We start from the raw sequence: 25,915 nt of genomic DNA, 5'->3' as shown, positions 1-25,915 counted from the left end.
AAAGCAGCGTGATCTTCACACATCGCGAGCACGCCTGCGTTCTTCCGTTCTTCCGCGCGTTCGGTGACCCTCCGGTGGTCATGTGCTTACGCTGCCCGATTCTCGCTGAGGCAGCCTCATCGTCGTCAGCGCCGACCGGTCGGAAAGTGTTACCCGGGGGCTACGGGAGACGACGGGGCACCCCCGGCGGGCGGGGGATGCCCCGGCGGTCGCGAGGTCAGAGCCGCCGCACCCACGCCGCGGCGCCGTGGCCGATAGCGAGGTAAATCACCGCAGGCAGGGCGTAGTTGAAGAAGACGCGCACACCTTCGGGCTCCATCGTGAAGATGTCCTGCGACCATCCGGCGAGCCAGTCCGCCACGCCGTGCACGAAGTCGACAAAGACATTCGCCTGGTTGGCGTCGAGGAAGTACAGCAGGAGCCACAACGCCAGGAAAACGGCGGCGATGTCCGCGAGGCTGTGAATGATCAAGGCCGTCCGATCCGCCCCGCGACCACTCGAATTGCCTGCTCGGCGCCGGGGGGCGGGGGGACCGGGATCTCCCTGGTAGGGAGGATTCGGGTTGTGCTGGTACGGAGAAGCGTTATCCGCTATGTGGCCATGGGGGTTGCTCATGGGCCTCTCTTTGCCGGGTCGAACCTGCCGAAACCGCCTTCACGGTCGTTTCACAACGATGTTTTCGACGCGTTACCAATTCCGTTAGCGGGAAGGGCGGACGGATTTTTCAACTTGGCTATTCCGCATTGGAGTTGCCGGGACGAGGCCGGGCGGGCCGGACGGGACCGCGGCGTCGTCAGCGGGTGAGGCGTCCGGTTAAAGTGGGCGGGAGAACTTCATCCGCGTTCGATCAGGGGAAGTCGGTGGAAGTCCGGCGCTGACCCGCAACCGTGAGCACGCGCCCCCGCGGGCCGTGCGAGCCGGAGCACCTGGGCGGGCGCGGCGCGGGAGGCTCCCGCCGTCCGGGTGTCCGGCGGCGGCACCGTCGTGGGATGCGGAGCTGAGCCCGGCGCCACCGGCGCGGCGGAGTGTTCCGTACGCGGGTGGGCGGCCGTGCGCGGCCGCGTAACGCCCCTGATCGAGAGGCACCCCAGCCATGAACGTACGTCGCAGCGTCGCGGCCCTGGCCGTCTCCGCCGCCCTGTGCGCGACCGCGGCGGCCACCGCGCCTGTCGCGTCCGCCGATGACGCCAAGCGTCCGGAGGGGCTGTACGGCACGAAGGACCCCACGTTCGACGGGGTGTGGCGGCAGTCGCTCGCGCTGCTCGCCCAGCACGCGACGGGGGTGAAACCGGCCACATCGGCCATCGACTGGCTCGCCGGGCAGCAGTGCGCGGACGGCGGCTTCGCCGCGTACCGGGCGGACACGGGGAAGGCCTGCGACCCGAAGAAGGGCGAGTTCACGGACGCGACCGGGGCCGCGATACAGGCGCTGGCCGCGGTGGGCGGCCGCTCCGCGGCGGTGGAGAAGGGCATCGGCTGGCTCAAGCGGAGCCAGAACGAGGACGGCGGCTGGGGCATGAACCCCGGCGGCCCGAGCGACGCCAACTCCACCTCGGTCGCGGTCGGCGCGTTCGCCGCGACCGGTCTGGACCCGGTGGAGGTCGCGCACCGGACGAGCGGCAAGGCTCCGTACGACGCGCTGCTCGGGCTGCAGCTGGGCTGTTCGGCGAAGGCGGCGCAGCGCGGCGCGTTCGCGTACACCTCCGGCAAGGGCGAGGCCGCCGCCAACGATCTGGCCACCGTGAGCGCGGCGCTGGCCACCCGCGGTTCGGGCTTCGTCTTCGATCCCGTAGGCAAGGACGACGGCAAGAAGCCCAAGCCGCTGGCCTGCGAGGGCAAGGGCGGCGCGGACCGTACGCCCGAGGACGCCTCCGAGGCGGCGCTCGCCTACCTCTCCACCACCATGTCCGGCAACGGCATGCACCTGAAGTCCGCGACGCCCGGCGCGAAGGCCCAGCCCGACTTCGGCGCCACCGCCGACGCGGTCATGGCGCTCGCCGCGGGCGAGCACAGCGCGGCCGCCGCCAGGCCGCTGCAGTGGCTGCAGGGCAAGGACAGCGGCGCGGCGGCCTGGGCGAAGGGCGACCCGGGCGCGCTCGCCAAGCTGGTGCTCGCGGCGCACGCGGCCGGTGCGGATCCGCGGCACTTCGGCGACGTCGACCTCGTACAGCGGCTGAACGCCACCGGCCCCGAGCCCGCCGCGCAGCGGACTTCGGAGACGTCGGAGAAGGAGGACGAGAAGTCCGGCAGCGGCACGGGCGGCCTCTGGTGGATCGTGGGAAGCTGCGCGGTGGCCGGCATGGGCATAGGTTTCCTGTTCAGCGGCCGTAGGAAGCAGCGGCTTTGATGGCCGGCCGCTCGGCGATCCGGCTGCTTCCTGTCGTCCTTCTGCCCCTCGTGGCCGTGCTCGCCGGTGCCGCGCCCGCGCAGGCCGAGGGGTACCGCTACTGGTCGTTCTGGCAGCGGGGCGGGGACGGTGGCTGGACGTACGCGACGCGGGGCCCCTCCGCCGTCCGTCCCGGCGACGGCGACATGATCGGCTTCCGCTTCGCCGTCAGCGAGGACTCGCAGAACGCCTCCCGGCCCCGTGGCACGGCCCGTTTCGGCACGGTCTGCGACGCGGATGCGCCCGCCGAGGGCGGCACGAAGCGGATCGCGGTCGTCCTCGACTTCGGCACCGGGCGGGACGCGCCGGACGGCCGTACGCCGCCGAGGTCCCGTACCGCGTGCGCGCGGGTGGGTGAGAACGCGACGGCCGGTGAGGCGCTGGCGGCGGTCGCGAAGCCGCTGCGCTACAACTCCTCGGCCCTGCTGTGCGCCATCGCCGGCTACCCGAGGTCGGGCTGCGGGGAGCCGGTGGCCTCGGGCAAGGACACCGGCGGCGGCGATACGGGCGAGGGCGGCGGCCCGTCGGCCGGGCTGATGGGCGGCGTGGCCGTCGTGCTCGGCCTGGCCGCCGCGGCGGTGTGGCAGACACGCCGCCGCCGGACATGACCGCGGTGGGCGCGCGGGACGCCCTGAGCCGCACGGCGCTCCGGGGTGCCCCCGCCCCGCGTCGTGGGGGCGCGCTGCACGCCGGGGCGTGGTGGGTGTGGGCGCTGGGGCTGGGCACGGCCGCGTCACGGACCACCAATCCGCTGCTGCTCGGGCTGATCGTCGCCGTCGCGGGCTATGTCGTGGCCGTGCGCCGCACCGACGCGCCCTGGGCCCGCAGTTACGCCGCGTTCCTGAGGCTCGGGCTGGCCGTGCTGGCGATCCGGCTCCTCTTCGCGCTGTTCTTCGGCTCGCCGATCCCGAGCACGCGGGTGCTGTTCACGCTGCCCGAAGTGCCGCTGCCCGACTGGGCGCGGGGGGTGCGGATCGGGGGGCGGGTCACGGCCGAGGGGCTGGTGTTCGCGCTGTACGAGGGGCTGCGGCTGGCCACGCTGCTGGTCTGCGTCGGCGCGGCGAACGCGCTGGCCAGCCCGGCGCGGCTGCTCAAGTCGCTGCCGGGCGCGCTGTACGAGGCGGGGGTGGCGGTGGTCGTGGCGATGACTTTCGCGCCGCATCTGGTGGCGGACGTCCAGCGGCTGCGCGCGGCGCGACGGCTGCGGGGCCGCCCCGACCGTGGGGTGAAGGCGCTGCTCCAGGTGGGGCTTCCGGTGCTGGAGGGCGCGTTGGAGCGGTCCGTGGCGCTGGCGGCGGCGATGGACGCGCGCGGTTACGGCCGGACCGCGCGGGTCCCGCCCGCGGTGCGCCGTACGACGGCCGCGCTGACGCTGGGCGGACTGCTCGGGGTCTGCTGCGGTACGTACGGGCTGCTGTCCTCGCAGGGCGCGGCGTACGGTCTGCCGCTGCTGCTGGCCGGGCTCCTCGCCGCGCTGAGCGGGCTGTGGCTGGGCGGGCGCCGGTCGGTCCGCAGCCGCTACCGGCCGGACCGGTGGGGGACGCGGGCGTGGCTGGTGTCGGGGTCGGGGGTGGCGGTCGCCGCGGTCATGGTCTGGGCCGCCTCGTCCGCACCGGGCTCCCTGAATCCGCCCGCCGTTCCGCTCACCGCGCCGGACCTGCCGCTGTGGCCCGCGGCGGGGGTCCTGCTGGGGCTGCTCCCGGCGTTCGTCGCCCCCGCTCCCCCACCCGACCCCGAGGAGGTCCCGCAGTGATCCGCTTCGAGCAGGTGTCCGTCACCTACGACGGCGCCGCCCGGCCCGCCCTCCACGGGGTGGACCTCACCGTTGCGGAAGGTGAGCTGGCCCTGCTGATCGGCCCCTCCGGAGTCGGCAAGTCGACACTTCTGAACGCCGTCTCCGGGCTGGTGCCGCACTTCAGCGGGGGCACCCTGCGCGGCCGGGTCACGGTCGCGGGCCGGGACACCCGCACCCACAAGCCCCGCGAACTGGCCGATGCCGTCGGCACCGTGGGCCAGGACCCCCTCGCGCACTTCGTCACCGACACCGTCGAGGACGAGCTGGCCTACGGGATGGAGTCACTGGGCCTGCCGCCCGACACGATGCGCCGCCGCGTGGAGGAGACCCTCGACCTCCTCGGCCTGGCCGAGCTGCGCGACCGGCCCATCGCGACGCTCTCCGGCGGGCAGCGGCAGCGGGTCGCGATCGGCTCGGTGCTCACCACGCACCCGCAGGTCCTGGTCCTGGACGAGCCCACCTCGGCCCTCGACCCCGCCGCCGCGGAAGAGGTGCTGGCCGTGCTGCAGCGGCTGGTGCACGACCTGGGCACGACGGTGCTGATGGCCGAACACCGGCTGGAGCGGGTCGTGCAGTACGCGGACCAGGTGATCCTGCTGCCCGCCCCCGGCGCGCCCCCGGTCGTCGGCGCACCGGCCGAGATCATGCCGGTCTCGCCCGTGCAGCCGCCGGTCGTGGCGCTGGGCGGCCTCGCGGGGTGGACGGCCCCGGTACCGCTGTCCGTACGGGACGCGCGCCGCAGGGCGGGGGCGCTGCGGGAGCGGCTGGCGCCGCTCGCCCCGCCCGTGCCGCACGACCCGCCGGACGGGACGCCCGCGGGACGGGCCGAGCGGCTGTCCGTACGGCACGGGCGCGTCGAGGCGCTGCGTGAGGTCACCCTGTCGGTGCGGCCCGGTGAGACGGTGGCGCTGATGGGCCGTAACGGGGCCGGGAAGTCCACGCTCCTGGCCGCGCTCGTCGGGATGCGCGAACCGGCCGCCGGAACGCTGCGCGTCGGGGCGGAACGCCTCGTACCGCACCGCACCCGACCCGCCGAACTCCTGCGTCACGTGGGGCTCGTACCGCAGGAGCCGCGCGATCTGCTGTACGCGGACACGGTGGCGGCCGAGTGCGCGGCCGCCGACGAGGACGCGGGCGCGGCGCCCGGCACCTGCCGTGAGCTGGTCCGGGGCCTGCTGCCCGAGGTGGCGGACGGCACCCATCCGCGCGATCTGTCCGAGGGACAGCGGCTCGCCCTCGCGCTGTCGGTCATCCTCACCGCCCGCCCGCCGCTCCTGCTGCTGGACGAGCCGACGCGCGGTCTGGACTACGCGGCGAAGGCGCGGCTGACGCGGGGCTTGCGCGGGCTGGCGGCGGACGGCCACGCCATCGTGCTGGCCACGCACGACGTGGAGCTGGCGGCCGACCTCGCCCACCGGGTCGTCATCCTGGCCGACGGCGAGGTGGTCGCCGACGGGCCGACGGCGGAGGTCGTGATGTCCTCCCCCGCCTTCGCCCCGCAGGTCGCGAAGATCCTCGCGCCGCTGCCGTGGCTGACCGTGCCGCAGGTGCGCGAGGCGCTGGAGCGGACACGATGACCCCGAACCCCGCCCACCGGGTACGGGCCGTCCGGCTCGGGCCGCGCTCGCTCCTCGCCCTCGCCCTCGTCTCCGCGACCGGCGCCGCCGCGTTCGCCTGGCCCCTCTTCGCGCCCGCCCACTCCGGTGTCGCCGCCCACGCCGCCGACGCGCCCTGGCTGTTCGCCGCGCTGCTGCCGCTGCTGCTGGCGGTGGTCGTGGCGACGATCGCCGACACCGGTCTGGACGCGAAGGCCATCGCGATGATCGGGGTGCTGGCGGCCGCGGGCGCGGCGCTGCGGCCGCTGGGCGCGGGCACGGCGGGCATCGAGCCGATGTTCTTCCTGATGGTGCTCTCGGGGCGGGTGCTCGGCCCCGGTTTCGGGTTCGTGCTCGGCGCGGTGACGATGTTCGCCTCCGCGCTGCTCACCGGCGGTGTCGGGCCGTGGATGCCGTACCAGATGCTGGCGATGGGGTGGGTCGCGCTGGGCGCGGGGGCGCTGCCCGGCGCCGGGCGGCTGCGCGGCCGCCGCGAGCTGGTGCTGCTCGCGGTGTACGGGGCGGTCGCGTCCGTGGCGTACGGGACGGCGATGAACCTCCAGGGCTGGACCCTGACGCAGGGGATGTCCTCGGGGATCAGCTATGTGCCGGGCGACGCGGTCGGCGCGAACCTGGCCCGTTTCGTGGCGTACTGCCTGGCGACCTCGCTCGGCTGGGATCTGCCGCGCGCGGTGGTGACGGTGGCGCTGACCCTCACCCTCGGCGGGCCGGTCCTGGGGGCGTTGCGGCGCGCCACGCGCCGGGCGGCGTTCGAGGCGCCGGTGGCGTTCGAGCGCCCATGACGAGGCGGGCCCGGTGCGCCCCGTCGCGCACCGGGCCCGCCCGTCGCGGGTCCGTTTACTGGTGGAAGATCCTGGCCCCCCACTGGGCGGCCCACCTGCCGTCACCGAACTGGAGGTTGGCCGTGCACAGGCCGGTGTCGCCGTCACAGTTCAGGGCCGTCACCGGGACGGGCGCGGCCTCGCCCCGCGGCGCCTTCATCGCCTGCGCCCCCGCCTGGTGGAAGACCCGCGCGTCCCACTGGGCGACCCACCTGCCGTCGCCGAACCGCAGACCGGCCGTGCACTTATAGGTGTCACCGTCGCAATTGAGGGTCGTCACCGGGACGGGCGCCCGCACCGACTCGGCGGACTGGGCGGACTCGGCGGACTGGGCGGACGCGCTCCGGGCCGCGCTCTGGTGGAAGACGTTCGCATTCCAGTCCGCGAACCACCTGCCGTCGCCGAACCGCAGACCGGCCGTGCACTTATAGGTGTCACCGTCGCAATTGAGGGTGGTCACGGGGACGGGCGCCGCGGTGGCCGCCGGAGCGACCGCGGTCGAGACCATGAGCAGGGCTCCCAGCCCCAGGAACGTACCGGTGAGCATTCGGCGAGCTGACATGTCGTCGCTTCCCTTTCGACTCCGGCCACGCGAAAGGTGATAACAGCACACATCACCTCAAGCGGCCGATCCGATGAGATGCCAGAGGCTAGCCACCCACCGGTCGAGCATCGCTCGAAGAAGAATCAGAGCCGCTGAAGGATCGTCCCGGTCGCCAGCGCCCCGCCCGCGCACATCGTGATGAGCGCGAACTCCTTGTCCGTCCGCTCCAGTTCGTGCAGCGCCGTGGTGATCAGCCGGGCCCCCGTCGCCCCCACCGGGTGGCCGAGCGCGATGGCGCCGCCGTTGACGTTCACCTTCTCCAGATCCTGTTCGAAGACCCGCGCCCAGGACAGCACGACGGACGCGAACGCCTCGTTGATCTCGATCACGTCGATGTCCCCCAGCGTCATCCCGGCCTTCCCCAGCACGGCCCGGGTCGCGTCCACGGGTCCGTCCAGGTGGTAGTGCGGATCGGTGCCGACCAGGGCCTGGGCCACGATCCGGGCGCGGGGCCGCAGCTTCAGCGCGCGGGCCATCCGCTTGGACGCCCACAGCACCGCGCACGCGCCGTCCGAGATCTGGGAGGAGTTGCCGGCCGTGTGCACGGCGGTCGGCATGACGGGCTTGAGCCCGGCCAGCGCCTCCATGCTGGTGTCGCGCAGCCCCTCGTCCCGGTCGACGGCCCGCCACATGCCCTCTCCGGCGGCCTGCTCCTCCTCGGTGGTGGGCACCTGCACCGCGAAGGTCTCGCGCTTGAAGCGCTCCTCGGCCCAGGCCCGGGCCGCGCGCTCCTGGGAGAGGAGGCCGAGGGAGTCCACGTGTCCCCGGGTGAGCCCGCGCCGCCGGGCGATCCGCTCGGCGGCCTCGAACTGGTTGGGGAGGTCGACGTTCCACTCGTCGGGGTACGGCTTTCCCGGCCCGTGCTTGGAGCCGCTGCCGAGCGGCACCCGCGACATGGCCTCGACGCCGCAGCCGATGCCGATGTCGATGACGCCGGTGGCGACCATCGTGGCCACCATGTGGTTGGCCTGCTGGGAGGAGCCGCACTGGCAGTCCACGGTCGTCGCGGCCGTCTCGTACGGCAGGCCCATGGCCAGCCAGGCGTTGCGCGCGGGGTTCATGGACTGTTCGCCCGCGTGGGTGACCGTACCGCCGACGATCTGCTCGACACAGTCGGGCTGGATGCCGGTGCGGGCGAGGAGTTCGCGGTAGGTTTCCCCGAGGAGATAGGCGGGGTGGAGATTGGCGAGCGCGCCTCCACGCCTTCCGATGGGGGTGCGCACGGCTTCGACGATGACGGGTTCCGCGGCCATGACTCGTCCTCTTCTCCATCGCGTCCGCGGGGGCTCCCGGCAGCGCCCGCGCCAGAACTAGTACGCGTTCTAGTTCTTCGCTCAGTTTGCTGAGGCCCGCCCTGACGGCGCAAGGGTTGTGCACAGGGCGAGTTGAAGCGTCCGCCTCAAGAAGGACCGTCATGGCCCTTGCTAGTTATAGAACCCGTTACTACCTTCTGGACACTTTCTGATAGGCCGTCAGATCTTGGAGTGGCCGATGTCCTGTCCAGCGCTCCCCGAAGGCTTCGACTTCACCGACCCCGACCTCCATCAGCACCGGGTGCCACTCCCCGAGTTCGCCCAGCTGCGGCAGACGGCCCCCGTGTCCTGGATCCCCCAGCGGCACGGCATCGCCGGGTACGACGACGACGGCTACTGGGCCGTCACCCGGCACGCCGACGTCAAGGAGGTCTCGACCCGGCCCGAGATCTTCTCCTCGCACCGCAACACCGCGATCATCCGCTTCAACGAGCACATCCAGCGCGACCAGATCGAGGTCCAGAAGCTGATCATGCTCAACATGGACCCGCCCGAACACACCCGGGTCCGCCAGATCGTCCAGCGCGGCTTCACCCCGCGCGCGATCCGCTCCCTGGAGGACGCCCTCCACGACCGCGCCGTACGCATCGTGGCGGCCGCCAAGGAGAACGGCACCGGCGACTTCGTCACCGACATCGCCTGCGAACTCCCCCTCCAGGCCATCGCCGAGCTGATCGGCATCCCCCAGCAGGACCGGTCCAAGATCTTCGACTGGTCCAACAAGATGGTCGCGTACGACGACCCGGAGCTGGCCATCACCGAGGAGATCGGCGCCGAGTCGGCCATGGAGCTGATCTCGTACGCCATGAACCTGGCCTCCGACCGCAAGCAGTGCCCCGCCGAGGACATCGTCAGCGCCCTGGTCGCCGCCGAGGACCAGGGCAACCTGGGCTCCGACGAGTTCGGCTTCTTCGTGCTGCTGCTGGCCGTGGCGGGCAACGAGACCACCCGCAACGCCATCAGCCACGGCATGCACGCCTTCCTCACCCACCCCGACCAGTGGGAGCTGTTCCGGCGCGAGCGCCCCGCCACCGCCGCCGACGAGATCGTCCGGTGGGCCACCCCCGTGATGTCCTTCCAGCGCACCGCCACCCAGGACACCACCCTCGGCGGCCGGTCCATCCGGGCGGGCCAGCGGGTCGGCGTGTTCTACTCCTCCGCCAACAACGACCCCGAGGTCTTCGACCGCCCCGAGGTCTTCGACATCACCCGCGACCCCAACCCCCACCTCGGCTTCGGCGGCGGCGGACCGCACTTCTGCCTCGGCAGGAGCCTGGCCGAACTGGAGATCCGGCTCATCTTCAACGCGATCGCGGACACCCTCCCCGGCATCCGCCTCACCGGCGCGCCCCGGCGGCTGCGGTCGGCCTGGCTGAACGGCATCAAGGAGCTGCGGGTGAGCTACGCGTAGCCCATCACCGCCCGGCGTCACTTGAACGGCACGTTGATGCAGGCCACCCGGTTCCCGGCCATGCCCGCGTGCCCCGTCTGCGTGGCGGTGCCATGCTCGTGGATCACCACCGAGCGCGCCTCACCCGGCCTGAAGTGCCACTTCACCCAGGACTTGGCGCGGGCGTCGCCACTGCTGTTGGTGGTGGCGCCGAGCCACATCTCATTGTGCGGATTGGCGTACTTGGGGTTCGTGGACGGCTGCTTCGGGTCCTTCATGTTCTGGTAGTGCGGGCCGGAGGAGTCGGGTTTGGAGCCGCACGGCCTGGTGTGCACGTGTATCCCGAAGCGGTGGTCCGGTGCGACCCCGCGCAGGGCCAGGAAGACGAACGTGCCGCGCGGCGGCATCCCGTGCATCCCGTGGTCCCGCATCTCGTGGTCCTGCATCCCGTGGTCCCGCATCATCTCCCCGTGCCACTTCCCCGGGAGCCGCAGCTCCGCGACGAGTACCACGGCGCTCGTGGGCACGAGGGTCTTGTCGTACGTCACCGCGCCACTGGTGCCCTGAGCCGCCGAGGCCGGCCGGAACCGCTCCAGGACGAACGCCGTGGGATTCGGCGAAGGGTCGTGCGTGTCGCTCGGCGCGGCGACCGTGGGTGAGATGACGGCCATCGATGCGGCCAGCGCTGCGGCGGCCGCCGTTACCAGGGACATCCTCAGATCCCTCCTTGGTCGGGACCCCCGAGACTTCCTGGCGTTCATACCGCTTTACCCAACGCTAGACCGGTGCCCCGGCCCCTTCAACGCGAGGCGTCGGCCGATGCGGCGGCCTCCTCCTCATGGGGGACCTCCGCCCCCTCGGACGTTCCTCCCGGCGCCACGGCGCGCGGCCTTCGTACCAGCGCCCGGGCGCGCTCCCGTACGCCCCGGACGCCCGCCGACAGCATCTCGGTGACCGGGCCGTCCGCCTCCTCGGCGGGCTTCCGGCCGACCCCGAGCAGCACGTACTGCAGACCGAATCCGGCCGCGACGACGGCCGCGCCGCCCACCGCGTCCAGCACATAGTGGTTCGCCGTGCCGACGATCACCGCGACCGTGAGCAGCGGGTACAGCATGCCGAGGATCCTCATCCACAGGTACGGCGCCACCAGCGCGATGACCACCCCGCACCACAGCGACCAGCCGACGTGCAGCGACGGCATGGCCGCGTACTGGTTGGACAGCTTGGTGAGCGCGCCGAAGTCCGGGTTGCTCAGGTCCTGCGGGCCGTGCGCCGTGTCGACGTATCCGAGGCCCATCAGCCGCGGCGGGGCCAGCGGGTAGAGCCAGAAGCCGACCAGCGCCAGCAGCGTCGCGAACGCGAGCGGGGTGCGGGCCCAGCGGTAGGTGGCGGGGCGGCGCAGATAGAGCCAGCCCAGCAGGGACAGCGGGATGAGGAAGTGGAAGGTGCTGTAGTACCAGTTCATGCCGTCCTTCAGCCACGGGGTGTCCGCGACCAGGCGGTTGAACCAGTGCTCGATGTCGATGTGGAGGAAGCTCTCGATGGACAGCACCTGGTGGCCGTGGCCCTCGGCGACGCCGCGCTCGTCCGGCGCGTGGGCGCGGATCCACGAGTACGCGAAGTAGCCGACGCGGATGAACATCAGCTCCAGCAGCAGGTTCGGCCGGGACAGCGGCCGCCGCACGAAGCGCAGCAGCGGCATCCAGGCGAAGCGGCCCCGCCGCGGCTCCTGGACCGGCGTCGGCTCCGGGCGGTCCCAGCGAGGGGAGGTCCGGGAGATGAACGGCACCAGACAGGCCGCGGCGAGGGCGGCCAGCAGCGGCGCGTTGTCACCGATGTGCCCGGCGATCTCCAGGTCGGGCAGCAGCGCGGTACGGCTCAGCGTCATCACCAGCACCACCAGCACCGGCCACACCAGCCGGTCGGAGGCCCGGCGGCCCACCCGGCCGACGACCGCGAGCAGGATCCACAGCTGCTGGTACTGCCAGGAGGTGGGCGAGACCGCCAGCGCCACACAGCCGGTGATCGCCGCGGCCAGCAGCAGCTGCCCGTCCCGCGCGTACCGCACCGCGCGCCGCAGCCCGACGACCGCGACCGCCACCGCCAGGACCGCCAGCAGCGCCAGCTCGACCGGCCCCTCAAGACCGATGCGCAGCAGCAGCCCGTGCAGCGACTGGTTGGCCAGGCTGTCGGCGGGCTCGCCGAGCCCGGCGCCGCCGAGGTGGTGGATCCAGTACGACGACGAGTCGCGCGGCATGGCCACCCAGGCCAGCACGGTGCACGCGGCGAACGTCACGCCCGCCAGCGCGGCCGAACGCCGCCGCCCCAGCAGCCACATGACGACGCCGAACAGCAGCAGCGCCGGCTGCAGGGCGGCGGCCACGCCGATGAGCACGCCCGCCTGCCGGCCGGAGGTGCGGGGCAGCACGGTCAGCACGACCAACAGCACCGGGATGATGCTGGTCTGACCGAGGGTGAAGGTGCTGCGGACCGGCAGGGACAGCGTCAGCAGGCACAGCGCCAGCGGCGCGGCCAGCAGCGAGCCGCGGCGGGAGACCGGCTTCGGCAGGGCACGCGCGGCCGTCAGCCCGAGGACGACGACGAGCAGCAGGGTGCCGAACGTCCAGGCGACGCCCAGGCTCTGCTCGGCGGCCCGGGTCAGCGGTTTGAGCACCAGCCCGGAGAACGGGGTTCCGGTGAACGCGTCCCCGTCGTACAGTGAACCGCCCACATGGAGGACGCCCTGCTCGCCGATCCAGGTCTCCAGGTCGGTCAGCCGCTCGTCCGGAGGCAGCCGCAGCACCGCCGCGGCCTGCCGGGCGGCGAGCAGACCGGCCAGCAGCCAGAGAGCGCCGAGCACCATCATCGTCCGTGGCGTCCGGGCCCCGAGGGCACCGGAGCCCGCCCCCGGTCCCGGGGCACCGCGCAGTCCGCTTCGCTCCCTGTTCGTCACGCCCTGCCGCTCCCCCACTCGCCCTCTTCACCTGTTCGGAATGTTCGTGACCCTACTGAGCCCATGACTCAGACGCTCCACACCACCGCTTCACCTGACTCTCGGCCACGGTTGGCCGAAAGCTGTCAGGCTTTGGCGGGAGTGCGTCTGTACGGAGGGAATCCGCACGGTCCCGGCCCATTTCATCAGGGCTGCGGGGTACGTCGCGAATCCGGCTCGGCGGCGTGCTGGAACGTCCCCGGGGTGATGCCGAAACACCGTACGAACCAGCGGTGGAAGTGGCTCTGGTCGGCGAACCCCGCCGCGGCCGCCGCCTCCGCCGCCGTACGTCCCGACACCAGCAGCCCGCGCGCCTGACGCAGCCGCAGCTGGCGCTGGAAGTCACTCGGCGCCATCCCGTACTCCGCCCGGAACGCCCGGTACAGGGCGAACCGGCTGCACCCCGCCGCCTCCGCCAGCCGCTCCGCCGAGATCTCCGTCGCGTACTCCTCCTCCAGCAGCTCCCGCGCCCGCCGCGCCGCCCACGCCTGCCCGCCGCCCCCGGACGGCAGCCCCCTGGCCCGCACCGGGCGGGTGGCACTGCGCCGCACCATCGCGCCCACGGCCGCGGTCAGCCTCTCGTCGCGGACGAGCGGACCGGCGCCCCCGATCAGCGCGGCGTGCAGCCGTAACAGGGCGCGCCCCAGGAGCGGATCGTCCAGCACGGGCTGGTCGAACAGCGGCAGCGGCACCCGCCCGTCCGCGCCGCCCCGGACATCCGACAGGACGCCGCGCACCACATCGGGACCGAAGTGCATGATGCGGTACTTGTAGCCGAGTTCGGCGGCCGCCTCCCCGTCATGCGGGTCGTCCGGGTTGAACACCATCACCATCCCCGCCCCGCTGGTGCGCAGCGCGCCCCGGCAGCGGAAGCGCTGCGCGCCGGTCTCGGTGACGGCGAAGGAATACGTGTCGTGGCTGTGGGGGTGGAAGCGATGACTGAAGAAGTGCGCGTGCATGGCCTCCACGGACCGCTCCGGGTCACGCCAGTACCGCGCCCAGTCCCCCGGCCCCCCGCCGCCCACCGCTCCTCCTCCACCCATCACCCCATTCTGCCGTCTCGCACCAGCGTTCAATACGGGGCCTCAGGTCCCGGGCGAAGGTGACGGCATGCGATTCGACACCACGATCGCCGTCATCGTCCGGGACGACCTCGCCGACTGGCAGAAGCTGAACGTGACGGCCTTCCTCTCCAGCGGGCTCTCCCGCGCCGCCGACGACATCGTCGGCAAGCCGTACGAAGACGCCTCGGGCAACACGTACCTCCCGATGTTCCGCGAACCGGTCATCGTCTACGCCGCCGACGCCCCCGGCCTCTTCCGGGCCCACACCCGCGCCCTCTCCCTCGGCCTCCCCACGGCCCTCTTCACGGAGGAGCTGTTCGGCACCGACAACGAGGACGACAACCGCGCCGCGATCCGCACCATCGAGGCCCCCGACCTCAACCTGGCCGGTCTCGCCCTCCACGGCCCGCGCGGCCAGGTGGACAAGGTGACGCGGGGCCTGCGGCCGCACCGCTGAGCGGTCACCGAACGATCGAATTATTCGGACCATAGTTCAACGGGTGCATAGGTGGCTCCGGCGCGGCATTCGGGCCCGGGGGCCGGCGCAGGGTACGGCTCCGGGAGGCGGCGCGGCTGCCGCACGCGCGGCGCCTTCGCCGGGGACTTCCTGTCCTTCATGTCCGGCCGCCGGCGATCGACGGCCTACGACCCGCCGCCCGCCCAGGCGTGAGCCGCTCGGGAGACACCGCCCTCGGCTGGGGCATGAGGCAGGTTCAGCGTGCCCGAAGTCCTCTTACCCGCGATGACCTACCGTGCGGGTCTCTTCGCGGGGCGGTGCCGTCGAGGCGCGCACCACGAGTTCGGTGGCGAGTTCAACGTGGTGGGACTCGGCCTTTTCGCCGCCTGCCAGCCGGAGGGCGGTGCGCAGGGCGGTACCGCCCATCTCCCGTAGTGGCTGGCGCACGGTGGTCAGGGGTGGTGAGGCCATCCGGGCGAGGCTCGTGTCGTCGAAACCGACCACGCTCAGGTCTTCGGGGATGCGCAGGCCTCGGGCGCGGGCGGTCTCGATGACACCGAGGGCGATCTCGTCGTTGCCTGCGAAGATCGCCGTCGGTGGCTCGTCCAGGCCCAGCAGCGCGGTGGCGCCGAGCAGCCCGCTTTTGTACGTGAATTCTCCGGGCCGGACGTAGGAGTCGGGTACCCGCGCTCCTTCCGCCTCCATGGCCGCGCGGTAGCCGTGCATGCGTGCCTGGTTGCATACGGCCATGGCCGGACCGCCGAGATAGGCGACACGGCGGTGGCCCAGGGAGAGCAGGTGCCGGGTCGCGGCCAGGCCGCCGGCGAAATTGGTCGCCCCGACGCTGTTGACCCGGCTGTCCGGCAGGTGCAGCGGGTCCAGCACGACCAGCGGCAGCCCGGCCCGGGCCAGTTCGTCCAGGTGCGCCGTGGTGTACACGCTGGTGACCGCGATGACGGCGCGGCGCCCGGCTGAGACCAGGTCACGGGCCCAGTGTGGAGCGCGGGACGCCTTACTGATCACCACCGAGGCCCCCGACCCGGCGGCGGAGTCGACGATGCCTTCCAGGGTCTCGGCCACGTACGGCTTGAGGCCGCCCTTGAACTGCACCTCGATGGTGGGGCTTTCGATGGCGGTATGACGGAACACAGGCGCGAGGTAGTGGTGCTGATGCAGCAGTTCCTGCACCCGGGCGCGGGTCCGCGGCGCCACGTCACCGCGCCCGTTGACCACTTTGGACACGGTCGCGATGGAGACCCCGGCCGCTTGGGCGATGTCCGCCAAAGTGGTGCGCCTGGTGTTCGGTCTCATCGGTTCCTCCCAGCTGTACGTCCACCGGCGTGGTGAACCGCCGGCAGGGTCGGCAACGCGGGTGGAACCGGTCAACCGTACGGCAGCCCGGCACCGAGCTCGTACGGGGAGGTGCCGACGAGCCCCCGGCCTCGACGCGTCGAGCGGTCCGCGCGAGATCGCGACCGGTGAACCCGGTCCGATCGACACGCACGCCGGCCCGCCGCGCCCTCCGGGTCCGAGCATGCCCCCGGACCAGGGCCGACAGCGCGGGGACGCCGGGCCGGGGCGCCTGCGCCGACCGCGTGCCACGACTCGGCACGCACTGCGGCGCTCTCCACCGCGGTCACCGGCTGCGGCCGGGTCATCGCACCATCCCTGGCCTCCGATCAGCATGTTTCGAAAAAATTTCGGCACCGGTCAACGTTTCATCAGCCCCCATCCCGCCCGATGCTACGCAGCCGACCGCTGCCCGACAACGCGTCTGCACATGTCTTGACAGGCCGTCAGTCCGAAACCTAATTTGCACGAACCAAGCTCGAAGAAAGCTGTTTCGAAAAGTTTTCACTACGGCTCGTGAAAAGCCGGTGGTTCTGGAGTGCGGAGAAAAGACATGGCGATCCCCCTCTCTCGACGTACCCTCCTCGGCCTGGCCGCCGGCGTGCCGGTCTCCGGGGCGCTGGCGGCCTGCGGCTCGTCCGGCCCCGGCAAGAGCGGTGGTGGGGCCACGTACTGGTACATAAGCGGCCAGCCGAATGAGGGTGTCAGGGGCGGCGCGGTGGACGCGTTCAACAAGGCCCACCCCAAGGAGCAGATCACAGACACCACCTTCCAGAACGACGCGTACAAGACGAAGATCAAGACCGCCATCGGCGCGGGGAAGGCGCCCACCATCATCTGGGGCTGGGGAGGCGGGACGCTGCGCACCTACGCGAAAGCGGGCCAGGTCGAGGACCTCACCTCGTGGTTCGACGAGCACCCCGAGGTCAAGAAACGCCTGTTCCCGTCCTCGTTCGCCGCGGCGACCGTCGACGGCAAGATCTACGCGATGCCGTGCGATGTCGTGCAGCCGATCGTCCTCTACTACAACAAGAAGGTCTTCGACCGGGTCGGCGTGGAACCGCCGAAGTCCTGGGACGACATCATGGCGCTGGTGCCCAGGTTCAACGCGAAGGGCATAGCGCCGTTCGCTCTCGGTGGCCAGTCCCGGTGGACGAACATGATGTGGCTTGAGTTCCTGTTCGACCGCATCGGCGGTCCTGAGGTGTTCCAGGCCATCACCGAGGGCGAGAAGAACGCCTGGTCCCATCCGGACGCCATCACCGCGCTGACCAGGGTGCAGGATCTGGTCAAGGCCCACGGGTTCATCAAGGGCTTCTCCTCGATCACCGCGGACTCCAACGCCGACCAGGCGCTGCTGTACAGCGGCAGGGCCGCGATGATGCTGCACGGCTCCTGGTCGTACGGCATCCAGCAGACCGAGGGCGGGGACTTCGTCTCCAGCGGCGGGCTGGGCTACATGAACTTCCCGCCCGTTGAAGGCGGTAAGGGCGATCCGAGCGACACCGTCGGCAACCCCGCCCAGTACCTGTCCATCTCCTCGAAGGCCGGCGCCGAGCAGAAGAAGATCGCCAAGGATTTCTTCGCCACGGGCGTCCTCCAGGAGGACGAGATGAAGAAGTGGATCGACAACGGGGCGGTTCCGATCCGGCTGGGCACGGAGAAGCTGCTGGCCGCCTCCAAGAGCGCCGATTTCCTGAAGTTCACCTACGACATCGCCAGCAAGGCCAAGGTGTTCGGCCAGTCCTGGGACCAAGCGCTCAGCCCGGCGGCAGCCGAGGCCCTGCTGGACAACATCGTCAAGTTGTTCCAGCTGTCCATCTCGCCGCAGGGGTTCGCCCGCAACCTCAACGCGGTCACCGGCACATGAGCGCGCACACCGGCCATCCGCCGCGTCGCGAACCGCGCGGCATCCTGCCGTGGCTGGCCACGCCGGCGCTGGTGGTCTTCGTCGGCTTCGCCGTGATACCGCTCATCGGCGTCTTCGCGCTGAGCTTCACCACGTGGGACGGTATCGGCGCCATCCGCTCGTCAGGGCTGGCCAGCTGGCGCACGGTGCTCACCGACCCCGGACTGCCGCACGCCCTCTGGGTGACGTTCCTGGTGATGGCCGTGTCCTGGGCCGTTCAGACTCCGCTGAGCATTCTGCTCGGCACGTTCCTGGCCGGCCGCCAGCGCTACCGTGCGGTGCTGGGCGTGGTGTACTTCATCCCGCTGACGCTCAGCTCCGCGGCGATCGCGATCGCGTACAAGGCCCTGCTGGACCCCAACTTCGGGCTCGGTGCCGGGCTGAAGATCCAGATGCTCAGCCAGGACTGGCTGGGGCGGCCCGGGCTCGCGTTCGGGGTCGTCGTCTTCGTCGTCTCCTGGCAGTTCATCCCGTTCCACTCACTGATCTACCAGGGTGGTGTCCAGCAGATTCCGAAGTCCCTCTACGAAGCCGCGCAGTTGGACGGAGCCGGACGGATCCGGCAGTTCTTCAGCATCACGCTGCCTCAGCTGAAATACACCATCATCACCTCGTCCACGCTGATGGTGGTCGGGTCGCTGACCTTCTTCGACCTCATCTTCGTCCTGACCGGGGGCGGCCCCGGAGACGCCACCCGGGTCCTCGCACTGGACATGTACAAGCGGGGATTCCAGGCCAGCCTGATGGGACCGGCCAGCGCCATCGCGGTCATCCTGGTCCTGGTGGGTCTGACCCTCGCCCTGCTGCTGCGCCGGCTGGGTGGCGGGGACGCCGGTGCGAGCCAACTCGAGGGGGCCTGAGGTGTCCACCACGCCGACCGAACCGCGACGACCGCGGAAGGCCACCCGCCGCGAGCGGCAACGCCACTCCCCTCGGGCGGCCCGCCGGCGCAACTGGGCCGGCGGCCTGTCCGGATGGCTCTGGCTCGTCGTCGTCGCCGTACCCCTGTACTGGACGCTCATCACCAGCCTCAAGGCCCGGAGCCGCTACTACGCGAGCAACCCGCTGGTGCCTTCGGGCGACCCCACACTGGACAACTACCGGCTGGTCATCGAGTCCGACTTCCTCCGCTACTTCGTGAACAGCGTCGTGGTTACCGCCGGCGCCGTGGTGCCGGCGGTCGTGTTCTCCTTCATGGCCGCTTACGCGATCGTACGTGGGTGGCGCATGCGGGTCCTGCGTGCGATGAACGGGCTGTTCCTCACAGGTCTGGCCATCCCCCTGCAGGCGACGGTGATCCCGGTCTACCTGATCATCATCAGACTGCGCCTGTACGACAGTCTGCTGGCGCTGATCCTCCCGTCGATCGCCTTCGCCATCCCGCTGTCGGTGCTGGTGCTCGCCAACTTCGTCCGCGACGTGCCCAAAGAACTGTTCGACTCGATGCGGGTGGACGGCGCCACCGAATGGACGACGCTGTGGCGGCTGGCGGCACCGCTCACCCGGCCGGCCATCCTCACCGTGACCATCTTCAACGCACTGACCATCTGGAACGGATTCCTGCTGCCGCTGGTCCTCACGCAGAGCCCTGACCGCCGGACCCTGCCGCTCGCGCTGTGGACCTTCCAGGGCCAGTACGGGGTCAACGTCCCCGCCGTTCTCGCCGCCGTCGTCCTCACCACACTGCCCGTCCTGGTCCTGTACGCGTTCGGCCGCCGCCAGCTGCTGAGCGGTCTGACCGCCGGATTCAGCCGCTGATCGACGCCGACGCCGGAACCGACGCCGTGGCCGTGGCCGGCCTGTGGCTCGGGCGGCTTGACCCGCACACCTGTTCGCCCGGCACGCCCTGATTCAGGTCTGACGGGCGTGGGAGGAAAGTGAACGCCAACGTGACCGTAGAGAACACCCCCGATATCTCCCTCTGGAACGACCCCGACATTCCCGTCACCGCGAGAGTCGACGCCCTGATCGACACGATGACCCTTCAGGAGAAGACCGCCCAGCTGTACGGAGTGTGGGTGGGCGCCTCCGACCAGGGCGGTGAGGTGGCCCCCCATCAGCACGACATGGAGGAGGCCGTCGACCTCGACGCGCTCCTGCCCACCGGACTGGGCCAGCTGACCCGGCCCTTCGGCACGGTCCCCGTCGACCCCGCCCTGGGCGCGCTCTCCCTGGCCCGTACCCAGACCCGTATCGCCGCCACGAACCGGTTCGGCATCCCCGCTCTCGCGCATGACGAGTGTCTGGCCGGCTTCGCCGCCTGGGGGGCGACGGCCTACCCCGTTCCGCTGTCCTGGGGCGCCACCTTCGACCCGGACACGGTGCGGCGCATGGCCGCCGCCATCGGGCGCGACATGCGTACCGTCGGCGTCCACCAGGGACTCGCCCCCGTCCTGGATGTTGTGCGCGACGCCCGGTGGGGCCGGGTCGAGGAGACCATCGGCGAGGACCCGTACCTCGTCGGCACCATCGGGACGGCATACGTGCAGGGCCTTGAGTCCGCCGGGATCGTCGCCACCGTCAAGCACTTCGCCGGCTACTCGGCCTCCCGCGCCGGTCGTAACCTCGCCCCCTCCTCCGTGGGCCCGCGTGAACGCGCCGACGTTCTGCTGCCCCCCTTCGAGATGGCGATCCGTGAAGGCGGCGCCCGGTCGGTGATGAACGCCTACACCGACACAGACGGCATGCCCTCCGCGGCCGACGAGGATCTGCTCACCGGGCTGCTGCGCGACACGTGGGGCTTCGACGGCACTGTCGTCGCCGACTACTTCGCCATCGCCTTCCTGAAGACCCTGCACGGCATCGCGGCCGACTGGGCCGGCGCCGCCGGCGCGGCGCTGCACGCGGGCATCGACGTCGAACTGCCCAACGTCAAGACGTACGGCGCGCCCCTGGCCGAGGCCGTCGCCGACGGCCGCGTACCGGAGGCGCTGGTCGATCGCGCCCTGCGCCGGGTACTCACGCAGAAGGCGATGCTCGGCCTGCTCGACCCGGACTGGAACCCCGTACCGGCCGCGCTCGACGGAGCCGACCTGGACGACCCGGCCGCCCTGCGCGGCCGGATCGACTTGGACGGTCCGGAGAACCGCGCGCTGGCCCGCACGGTCGCCGAGGAAGCGGTCGTGCTGCTGAGCAATGACGGCACCCTGCCGCTCACGAGGCCACGCCGCATCGCCCTGCTCGGTCCCAACGCCGACGAGCCCACCGCCGTACTGGGCTGCTACTCCTTCCCTCAGCACATCGGCGTCCGCCACCCCGGGACCCCGCTCGGCATCGAACTGCCCACGCTGCGCGACACGCTCGCCGCCGAATTCCCCGACGCCGAGATCACGGTCGCCCGCGGCACCGGAATCGACGACGGAGATCTCTCCGGTATCCGCGAGGCCGCCCGGGTGGCACGCGAGGCCGACGTCGCCCTCGTGGTGCTCGGCGACCGCGCCGGGCTCTTCGGACAGGGCACCAGCGGCGAGGGATGCGACGCCGAGGCGCTGGTGCTGCCCGGTGCGCAGCAGCACCTGCTCGACACCCTGCTCGACCTGGAGACACCCGTGGTCACCGTGCTGCTCGCGGGACGGCCGTACGCCCTCGGCCGCGCCGTGGAGGAGTCCGCCTCGATCGTGCAGTCCTTCTTCCCGGGGGAAGAGGGCACGCACGCGATCGCCGGGGTGCTCAGCGGCCGTACCAATCCCTCCGGACGTCTCCCGGTCAGCGTGCCGCGCGGTCCGGGCTCCCAGCCGGCCACGTACCTCGCGGCACGGCTCGCGCACGCCAGCGAGGTGTCCAACATCGACCCGACCCCCGCGTTCCCCTTCGGCCACGGCCTGTCCTATACGCGGTTCGACTGGGCGGACCTCACCGTGGACGTCCAGGAGGCACCGACGGACGGCGAGTTCACCCTCACCTTCACCGTCCGGAACTCAGGCGGGCGGCCCGGAACCGAGGTCGTCCAGCTCTATCTGCATGACCCGGTTGCCTCCGTCGTCCAGCCGGTGCAGCGCCTCGCCGGCTACACCCGCGTCGAACTGAAGCCGGGCGAGGCCCGCCGCCTCCGTGTCACGGTCCCGGCCGACCTCGCTTCCTTCACCGGACGCGACGGTCGGCGCGTCGTCGAACCGGGCGAACTGGAGCTTCGGTTGGCCGCCTCCAGCGCGGATCCGCGCCTGACGGCCAGGGTCACGTTGACCGGAGCCGAGCGCCACGTGGATCACACGCGGCGCCTGCACGCCACGTTCGGGCAGGAGCCGGCTGCCCCGGCATAGCCGGATGTGCGCAGCGCCCCTCCCGGCAGTGGCGGCGCCGCGCACACGGGACCGCGCGGCCGGGCATGTGGTGGTGGCCGTATGACTCGTGCCGCACCAGTGGCCACCTCACAGCACGCCGCGCCGGGCGAGGTTGTGCATCAGCGCTCGTACGCCGAACGTCCACGGCGTGGCCTGCTCGCTGGGGACGACGTGGTTGACCAGAGCGCCGAGCCGCGGGCTGGAGATCCGCACGATGTCGCCGTGCTCGTGGGTGAAGCCCGCGCCCGGCGCCTGTCGGTCCTCGGTAGGGGCGAACAGCGTTCCGGTGAACAGCACGAAGCCGTCCGGGTATTGATGGTGCGGACCGTGGGTGGCGGCCACCAGGTCCAGTACGTCACGGCTGATCTCGCGCATGGAACTGCTGCCGTGCAGTACGTAGCCGTCCGTTCCGTCGACCCGCAGGTCGATGTCGATCCCGCGTACGGTGTCGAGGTCGAAGCCGTCGTCGAACAGGCGGATGAACGGGCCGATCGCGCATGAGGCGTTGTTGTCCTTCGCGCGGGACAGCAGAAGGGCGCTGCGTCCCTCGATGTCGCGGAGGTTGACATCGTTGCCGAGCGTCGCGCCGCGTATCCGGCCGCGCGAGTCCACGACGAGGACGGCCTCGGGCTCAGGGTTGTTCCACACCGAGGCGCCGAGCACTCCGATGGCGGCGCCGGTGCCGACCGAGGACAGGACCGGGGCCTTGGTGAACACTTCCGGGTCCGGCCCGATCCCGACCTCCAGGTACTGCGACCACAGTCCTTCGGAGACGAGCAGTTCCTTGGCCCTGCCCGCTTCCGGCGATCCGGGACGGATGCCGTCGAGCGTGCCGCCCACCACCTGCCCGACGCGGGCGCGCACCCGCGCGGCTTGTGCCGGATCGCCTCCCGCGCGCTCCTCGATGACGCGTTCCAGCAGACTCCGCGCGAAGGTGACTCCCGCAGCCTTGATCACCTGAAGGTCGATGGGGGAAAGCAGATGCGGAACATCACGGCGGCCGGTCGGTGCCTTGAGCAATTCGTCCAGGCACCAGGCGTGTCCGCCGTCGGCCTCGCGGACGACTGCCGCCGCGTCGTCGCGTTCCATCAGGTCGGAGACGGTGGGTGCGACGGCCGTCAGGTCGACGACCTGATCGCCGCGGACCGCGGCCACACACGGTCCGTCCCATTCCGGGTGGTGGACGCGCGCCACGAGGGCGGCCCGGTCGGCGTCCTCCGGCAGGACGGAGCCGGCCGTGAGGACCGGACGAGGGCGCGCTGCTGCCGATTCCACGATCGACGCTCTCCTGGATTCGAGGGGTGGGGTCAGGCTCAGTGGGAGTCGCGGGGGACCTCGTGTCCACGGCTTCCCCGCAGGAAGCCGAAGTCGGCCCCCTGATCGGCCTGTTCCACGTTCTGGGTGTAGAGCCAGGCGTAGCCGCTGGTGTGCCGCTCGGCGGGGGCCCGCCATGCCTCCCGGCGCCGGGTGAGCTCGGCGTCGTCCACGTCCAGGCGCAGGGTGCGGTTCGGGACGTCGAGGACGACGGGGTCCCCGTCGCGCACCAGGGCGAGAGGTCCCCCGACCGCGGCCTCGGGGCTTACGTGCAGGACCACCGTCCCGTACCCGGTGCCGCTCATCCGGCCGTCGCAGATCCGCACCATGTCTTTGACGCCGGCTTTCAGCAGTTTGGCGGGCAGCGGGACGTTGGAGACCTCCGGCATGCCGGGGTAACCCTTGGGGCCGGCGTTGCGGATGACGATGACGGTGTTCTGGTCGATGTCGAGTTCCGGGTCGTCGGCCACCTCGTGATAGGCCTCGGGGGAGTCGAAGACGCGCGCGGGGCCGCGGTGGGTGAGCAGGTGCGGTGACGCGGCGGACTGCTTGATCACGGCGCCGTCGGGGCACAGGTTGCCCCTCAGCACGGCCGTACCGGTGCCGGCCGGCTGGAAGGGGGCGTCGAGGCCGGTGATGACGTCGGAGTTGACGCGTTCGGCGCTCTCGGTGTTCTCGGCGATGGTGCGTCCGGTGACCGTGATCTGTCCGCCGTGCAGGAGCCTGCCGCGGAGCAGCTCGGCCATGACGGCGGGCAGCCCGCCCGCGTAGCAGAAGTCCTCCATGAGGTACGTGCCGCTGGGCATCAGGTTGACCAGGGTCGGCACCGCGCGGACCAGGTCGTCGAAGTCGTGCAGGCGCAACTCGACGCCGGCCCGCCCGGCGATGGCGGTGAGATGGATGATGGCGTTCGTGGAGCCGCCGATGGCCGCGTTGACCCGGATGGCGTTCTCGAACGCCTCCCGGGTCAGGATGCGCGAGGGGCGCAGCTCCTCCTCCACCATCCGTACGACGCGCTGCCCCGCCGCCTGCGCGGTCTCCATCCGCCGGGAGTCGGCCGCCGGCCAGGCGGCCGAGCCCGGCAGTTGCATGCCGAGCGCCTCGGCCATGCAGGCCATCGTCGAGGCGGTCCCCATCGTCATGCAGTGGCCGGCTGAACGGGCCATGCACCCTTCCGCGAAGAAGCACTCCTCCTCGGTCATCCGGCCGGTTTTCAGGTCCTCCTCGAACTTCCACACGTGGGTGCCGGATCCCACGTCCTGGCCCCGGTACTTGCCGTTGAGCATCGGCCCGCCGGTGACCATGACGGCGGGCAGGTCGACGCTGGCGGCGCCCATGAGCATGGCGGGGGTCGTCTTGTCGCAGCCGGACAACAGCACGACACCGTCGAGCGGATTGGCCCGGATCAGTTCCTCGACCTCCATGGCCATGAGGTTGCGGTACAGCATGGCGGTGGGGCGCATCAGGGTCTCGCCGGTGGCCATGGTGGGGAACTGGAGCGGCAGGCCGCCCGCCTGCCACACGCCGCGCTTGACGGCTTCGGCGACGTGTGTCAGATGGGCGTTGCACGGGGCGAGTTCGGAGGCGCTGGTCGCGATGCCGATGACAGGACGCCCGTCGAACACCTCGTGCCCGAATCCCTGATTGCGCATCCAGGAGCGGTACACCATCCCGCTGCGGCCCCGCGCGCCGAACCACGCCTGACTGCGACGGCTCGTCTTCCGCCCATCGGTCATGCAGGCCCTCCCGTGACTCTGGCGTCGTCCGCTCGCGCGATGGGCGATGTCGGGTGAGGGCCCGCAGGCCGTACCCTGGGCTCAATCATTAAATGATTCGATGAATGGAGTCCAGGGGGCGAGCGGAGATCGTGGCGCACTTCCCGACCACGCACCAGCGCGTGGTCGACGAGCTCGGGCGGCGCATCGTCGGTGGCACGTGGGGGCCGGGGGATCCGTTGCCGGTCGAGAACGCGCTCGCGGCCGAGATCGGCGTCAGCCGAGGCGTATTGCGGGAAGCGGTCAAGACACTGGTGGCCAAGGGGATGCTGCGGGTACGCCCGCGCACCGGCACGCGTGTGCGGCCTCCGGAGCACTGGAACCACCTGGACCGTGACGTGCTGCGCTGGAAACAGGCCGGGGACGCCACCGCCCTGCTGCGCGATACGGGTGAACTGCGCCGGATCGTCGAGCCCGAGGCGGCCCGGCTCGCCGCCGTCCGGGCCGGCCCCGACGACGTACGAATCCTGTACGACTCCCTGTCGGCCATGGAGGCCGCGGCGGCGGAACCCGACCGCAGCGGCTACGTCGAGGCCGACAGCGCCTTCCACCGGGCTCTGCTCGACGCCAGCGGCAACCGTCTCCTCGGCTCACTGGGCCGCGCTGTGGACATCGCGTTGGAACACAGTTTTTTCGTCAGCACCCGGACCCCCGGCGTGGTGAAAGCCTCGCTGCCGGGTCACCGCGCCATCGTGGAAGCCGTCGAGGCCCGCGATCCCGCGGCCGCGGCCGCCGCCGTACTGGCCATCATCGAAGCCGCCGAACAAGAGATCGCCCAGTCCCGTATCGACGAGCACCGCGGACGAAATCCTCGGACGCCTCGCCGGCCTCGAACACCGTGACCCCGG

The 25,915-nt window shown here is 71.5% G+C and carries 21 protein-coding genes and 1 riboswitch; of the genes, 12 read left to right on the top strand and 9 right to left on the bottom strand.

Annotated elements, in window-relative coordinates; all coding sequences use genetic code 11:
• Positions 1-217 precede the first annotated feature (217 nt).
• The gene (locus ASC60_RS14435) at positions 218-616 is read right to left on the bottom strand and encodes a hypothetical protein (protein WP_370592912.1); all 399 of its coding nucleotides are present in this window, start codon (positions 614-616) and stop codon (positions 218-220) included.
• A gap of 234 nt (positions 617-850) precedes the next feature.
• Positions 851-929: riboswitch (cobalamin riboswitch) on the top strand.
• 165 nt (positions 930-1,094) lie between these two features.
• On the opposite strand from ASC60_RS14435, the gene ASC60_RS14430 reads away from it, so the two are divergent.
• From ASC60_RS14430 to ASC60_RS14410, 5 genes are read left to right on the top strand one after another with little or no spacing between them, the layout of a single operon-like run.
• On the top strand, positions 1,095-2,348 hold the full coding sequence (locus ASC60_RS14430; RefSeq protein ID WP_055550726.1) for a prenyltransferase/squalene oxidase repeat-containing protein: 1,254 nt from the start codon (positions 1,095-1,097) through the stop codon (positions 2,346-2,348).
• Positions 2,348-2,995 (top strand): SCO2322 family protein, encoded by a 648-nt coding sequence (locus ASC60_RS14425; RefSeq protein ID WP_055550723.1) that lies wholly within the window; start codon positions 2,348-2,350, stop codon positions 2,993-2,995. Before ASC60_RS14430 ends, ASC60_RS14425 begins: the two co-directional genes overlap by 1 nt.
• Complete coding sequence (locus ASC60_RS14420) at positions 2,992-4,140, top strand: CbiQ family ECF transporter T component (protein ID WP_055550721.1); 1,149 nt, start codon at positions 2,992-2,994, stop codon at positions 4,138-4,140. Before ASC60_RS14425 ends, ASC60_RS14420 begins: the two co-directional genes overlap by 4 nt.
• Positions 4,137-5,759, top strand: coding sequence for an ABC transporter ATP-binding protein (locus ASC60_RS14415; protein ID WP_055550719.1), 1,623 nt, complete (start codon positions 4,137-4,139; stop codon positions 5,757-5,759). Before ASC60_RS14420 ends, ASC60_RS14415 begins: the two co-directional genes overlap by 4 nt.
• Entirely contained in the window at positions 5,756-6,580 is an 825-nt protein-coding gene (locus ASC60_RS14410; RefSeq protein WP_055550717.1) for an ECF transporter S component, read from the top strand. Before ASC60_RS14415 ends, ASC60_RS14410 begins: the two co-directional genes overlap by 4 nt.
• Before the next feature lie 55 nt (positions 6,581-6,635).
• Here ASC60_RS14410 and ASC60_RS14405 read toward each other — a convergent pair whose 3' ends face one another.
• Complete coding sequence (locus ASC60_RS14405) at positions 6,636-7,181, bottom strand: hypothetical protein (protein WP_055550715.1); 546 nt, start codon at positions 7,179-7,181, stop codon at positions 6,636-6,638.
• A gap of 125 nt (positions 7,182-7,306) precedes the next feature.
• A complete protein-coding gene (locus ASC60_RS14400) occupies positions 7,307-8,476 on the bottom strand; it encodes a steroid 3-ketoacyl-CoA thiolase (RefSeq protein ID WP_055550713.1) in 1,170 nt (389 codons plus the stop codon).
• Between the two features lie 238 nt (positions 8,477-8,714).
• Here ASC60_RS14400 and ASC60_RS14395 point away from each other — a divergent pair, with 238 nt between their 5' ends.
• A complete protein-coding gene (locus ASC60_RS14395; RefSeq protein WP_055550712.1) occupies positions 8,715-9,947 on the top strand; it encodes a cytochrome P450 in 1,233 nt (410 codons plus the stop codon).
• Between the two features lie 17 nt (positions 9,948-9,964).
• Here the strand turns inward: ASC60_RS14395 and ASC60_RS14390 are convergent, their stop codons facing one another.
• The 3 genes from ASC60_RS14390 to ASC60_RS14380 form a co-directional block, all read right to left on the bottom strand.
• Entirely contained in the window at positions 9,965-10,639 is a 675-nt protein-coding gene (locus ASC60_RS14390; protein WP_063787131.1) for a superoxide dismutase family protein, read from the bottom strand.
• An 86-nt stretch (positions 10,640-10,725) separates the two neighbouring features.
• Positions 10,726-12,789, bottom strand: coding sequence for a bifunctional glycosyltransferase 87/phosphatase PAP2 family protein (locus ASC60_RS14385; RefSeq protein ID WP_055551104.1), 2,064 nt, complete (start codon positions 12,787-12,789; stop codon positions 10,726-10,728).
• A 275-nt stretch (positions 12,790-13,064) separates the two neighbouring features.
• Positions 13,065-13,961 carry an AraC family transcriptional regulator gene (locus ASC60_RS14380; protein ID WP_055550710.1) on the bottom strand — a complete coding sequence of 299 codons (897 nt, stop codon included), beginning with the start codon at positions 13,959-13,961 and terminating at the stop codon, positions 13,065-13,067.
• Between the two features lie 67 nt (positions 13,962-14,028).
• Here ASC60_RS14380 and ASC60_RS14375 point away from each other — a divergent pair, with 67 nt between their 5' ends.
• Positions 14,029-14,439, top strand: coding sequence for a DUF2000 domain-containing protein (locus tag ASC60_RS14375; protein WP_055550708.1), 411 nt, complete (start codon positions 14,029-14,031; stop codon positions 14,437-14,439).
• A gap of 276 nt (positions 14,440-14,715) precedes the next feature.
• Here the strand turns inward: ASC60_RS14375 and ASC60_RS14370 are convergent, their stop codons facing one another.
• Entirely contained in the window at positions 14,716-15,750 is a 1,035-nt protein-coding gene (locus ASC60_RS14370; protein WP_055550706.1) for a LacI family DNA-binding transcriptional regulator, read from the bottom strand.
• Positions 15,751-16,348: 598 nt separating this feature from the next.
• On the opposite strand from ASC60_RS14370, the gene ASC60_RS14365 reads away from it, so the two are divergent.
• The 4 genes from ASC60_RS14365 to ASC60_RS14350 all read left to right on the top strand — a co-directional run bounded on the left by ASC60_RS14365 (position 16,349) and on the right by ASC60_RS14350 (position 21,957).
• Entirely contained in the window at positions 16,349-17,659 is a 1,311-nt protein-coding gene (locus ASC60_RS14365; RefSeq protein WP_055551102.1) for an extracellular solute-binding protein, read from the top strand.
• Positions 17,656-18,558 carry a carbohydrate ABC transporter permease gene (locus ASC60_RS14360; RefSeq protein WP_055550704.1) on the top strand — a complete coding sequence of 301 codons (903 nt, stop codon included), beginning with the start codon at positions 17,656-17,658 and terminating at the stop codon, positions 18,556-18,558. Before ASC60_RS14365 ends, ASC60_RS14360 begins: the two co-directional genes overlap by 4 nt.
• A 1-nt stretch (position 18,559) precedes the next feature.
• Positions 18,560-19,456 carry a carbohydrate ABC transporter permease gene (locus ASC60_RS14355; RefSeq protein WP_055550702.1) on the top strand — a complete coding sequence of 299 codons (897 nt, stop codon included), beginning with the start codon at positions 18,560-18,562 and terminating at the stop codon, positions 19,454-19,456.
• Positions 19,457-19,575: 119 nt separating this feature from the next.
• The gene (locus tag ASC60_RS14350) at positions 19,576-21,957 is read left to right on the top strand and encodes a glycoside hydrolase family 3 N-terminal domain-containing protein (protein WP_055550700.1); all 2,382 of its coding nucleotides are present in this window, start codon (positions 19,576-19,578) and stop codon (positions 21,955-21,957) included.
• A 108-nt stretch (positions 21,958-22,065) separates the two neighbouring features.
• Here the strand turns inward: ASC60_RS14350 and ASC60_RS14345 are convergent, their stop codons facing one another.
• Entirely contained in the window at positions 22,066-23,253 is a 1,188-nt protein-coding gene (locus ASC60_RS14345) for a fumarylacetoacetate hydrolase family protein (RefSeq protein ID WP_055550698.1), read from the bottom strand.
• 38 nt (positions 23,254-23,291) lie between these two features.
• A complete protein-coding gene (locus ASC60_RS14340) occupies positions 23,292-25,028 on the bottom strand; it encodes an IlvD/Edd family dehydratase (RefSeq protein WP_055550696.1) in 1,737 nt (578 codons plus the stop codon).
• 104 nt (positions 25,029-25,132) lie between these two features.
• Here ASC60_RS14340 and ASC60_RS14335 point away from each other — a divergent pair, with 104 nt between their 5' ends.
• Positions 25,133-25,909 carry a FadR/GntR family transcriptional regulator gene (locus ASC60_RS14335; RefSeq protein ID WP_055550694.1) on the top strand — a complete coding sequence of 259 codons (777 nt, stop codon included), beginning with the start codon at positions 25,133-25,135 and terminating at the stop codon, positions 25,907-25,909.
• Positions 25,910-25,915: the final 6 nt, after the last annotated feature.

The sequence above is a fragment of the Streptomyces sp. NBRC 110028 genome, assembly GCF_001417735.1.
Taxonomy (GTDB): Bacteria; Actinomycetota; Actinomycetes; order Streptomycetales; family Streptomycetaceae; genus Streptomyces.
The sequence above is the reverse complement of the archived record's forward strand: the minus strand, read 5'-3'. Positions and strand labels throughout refer to the sequence as shown.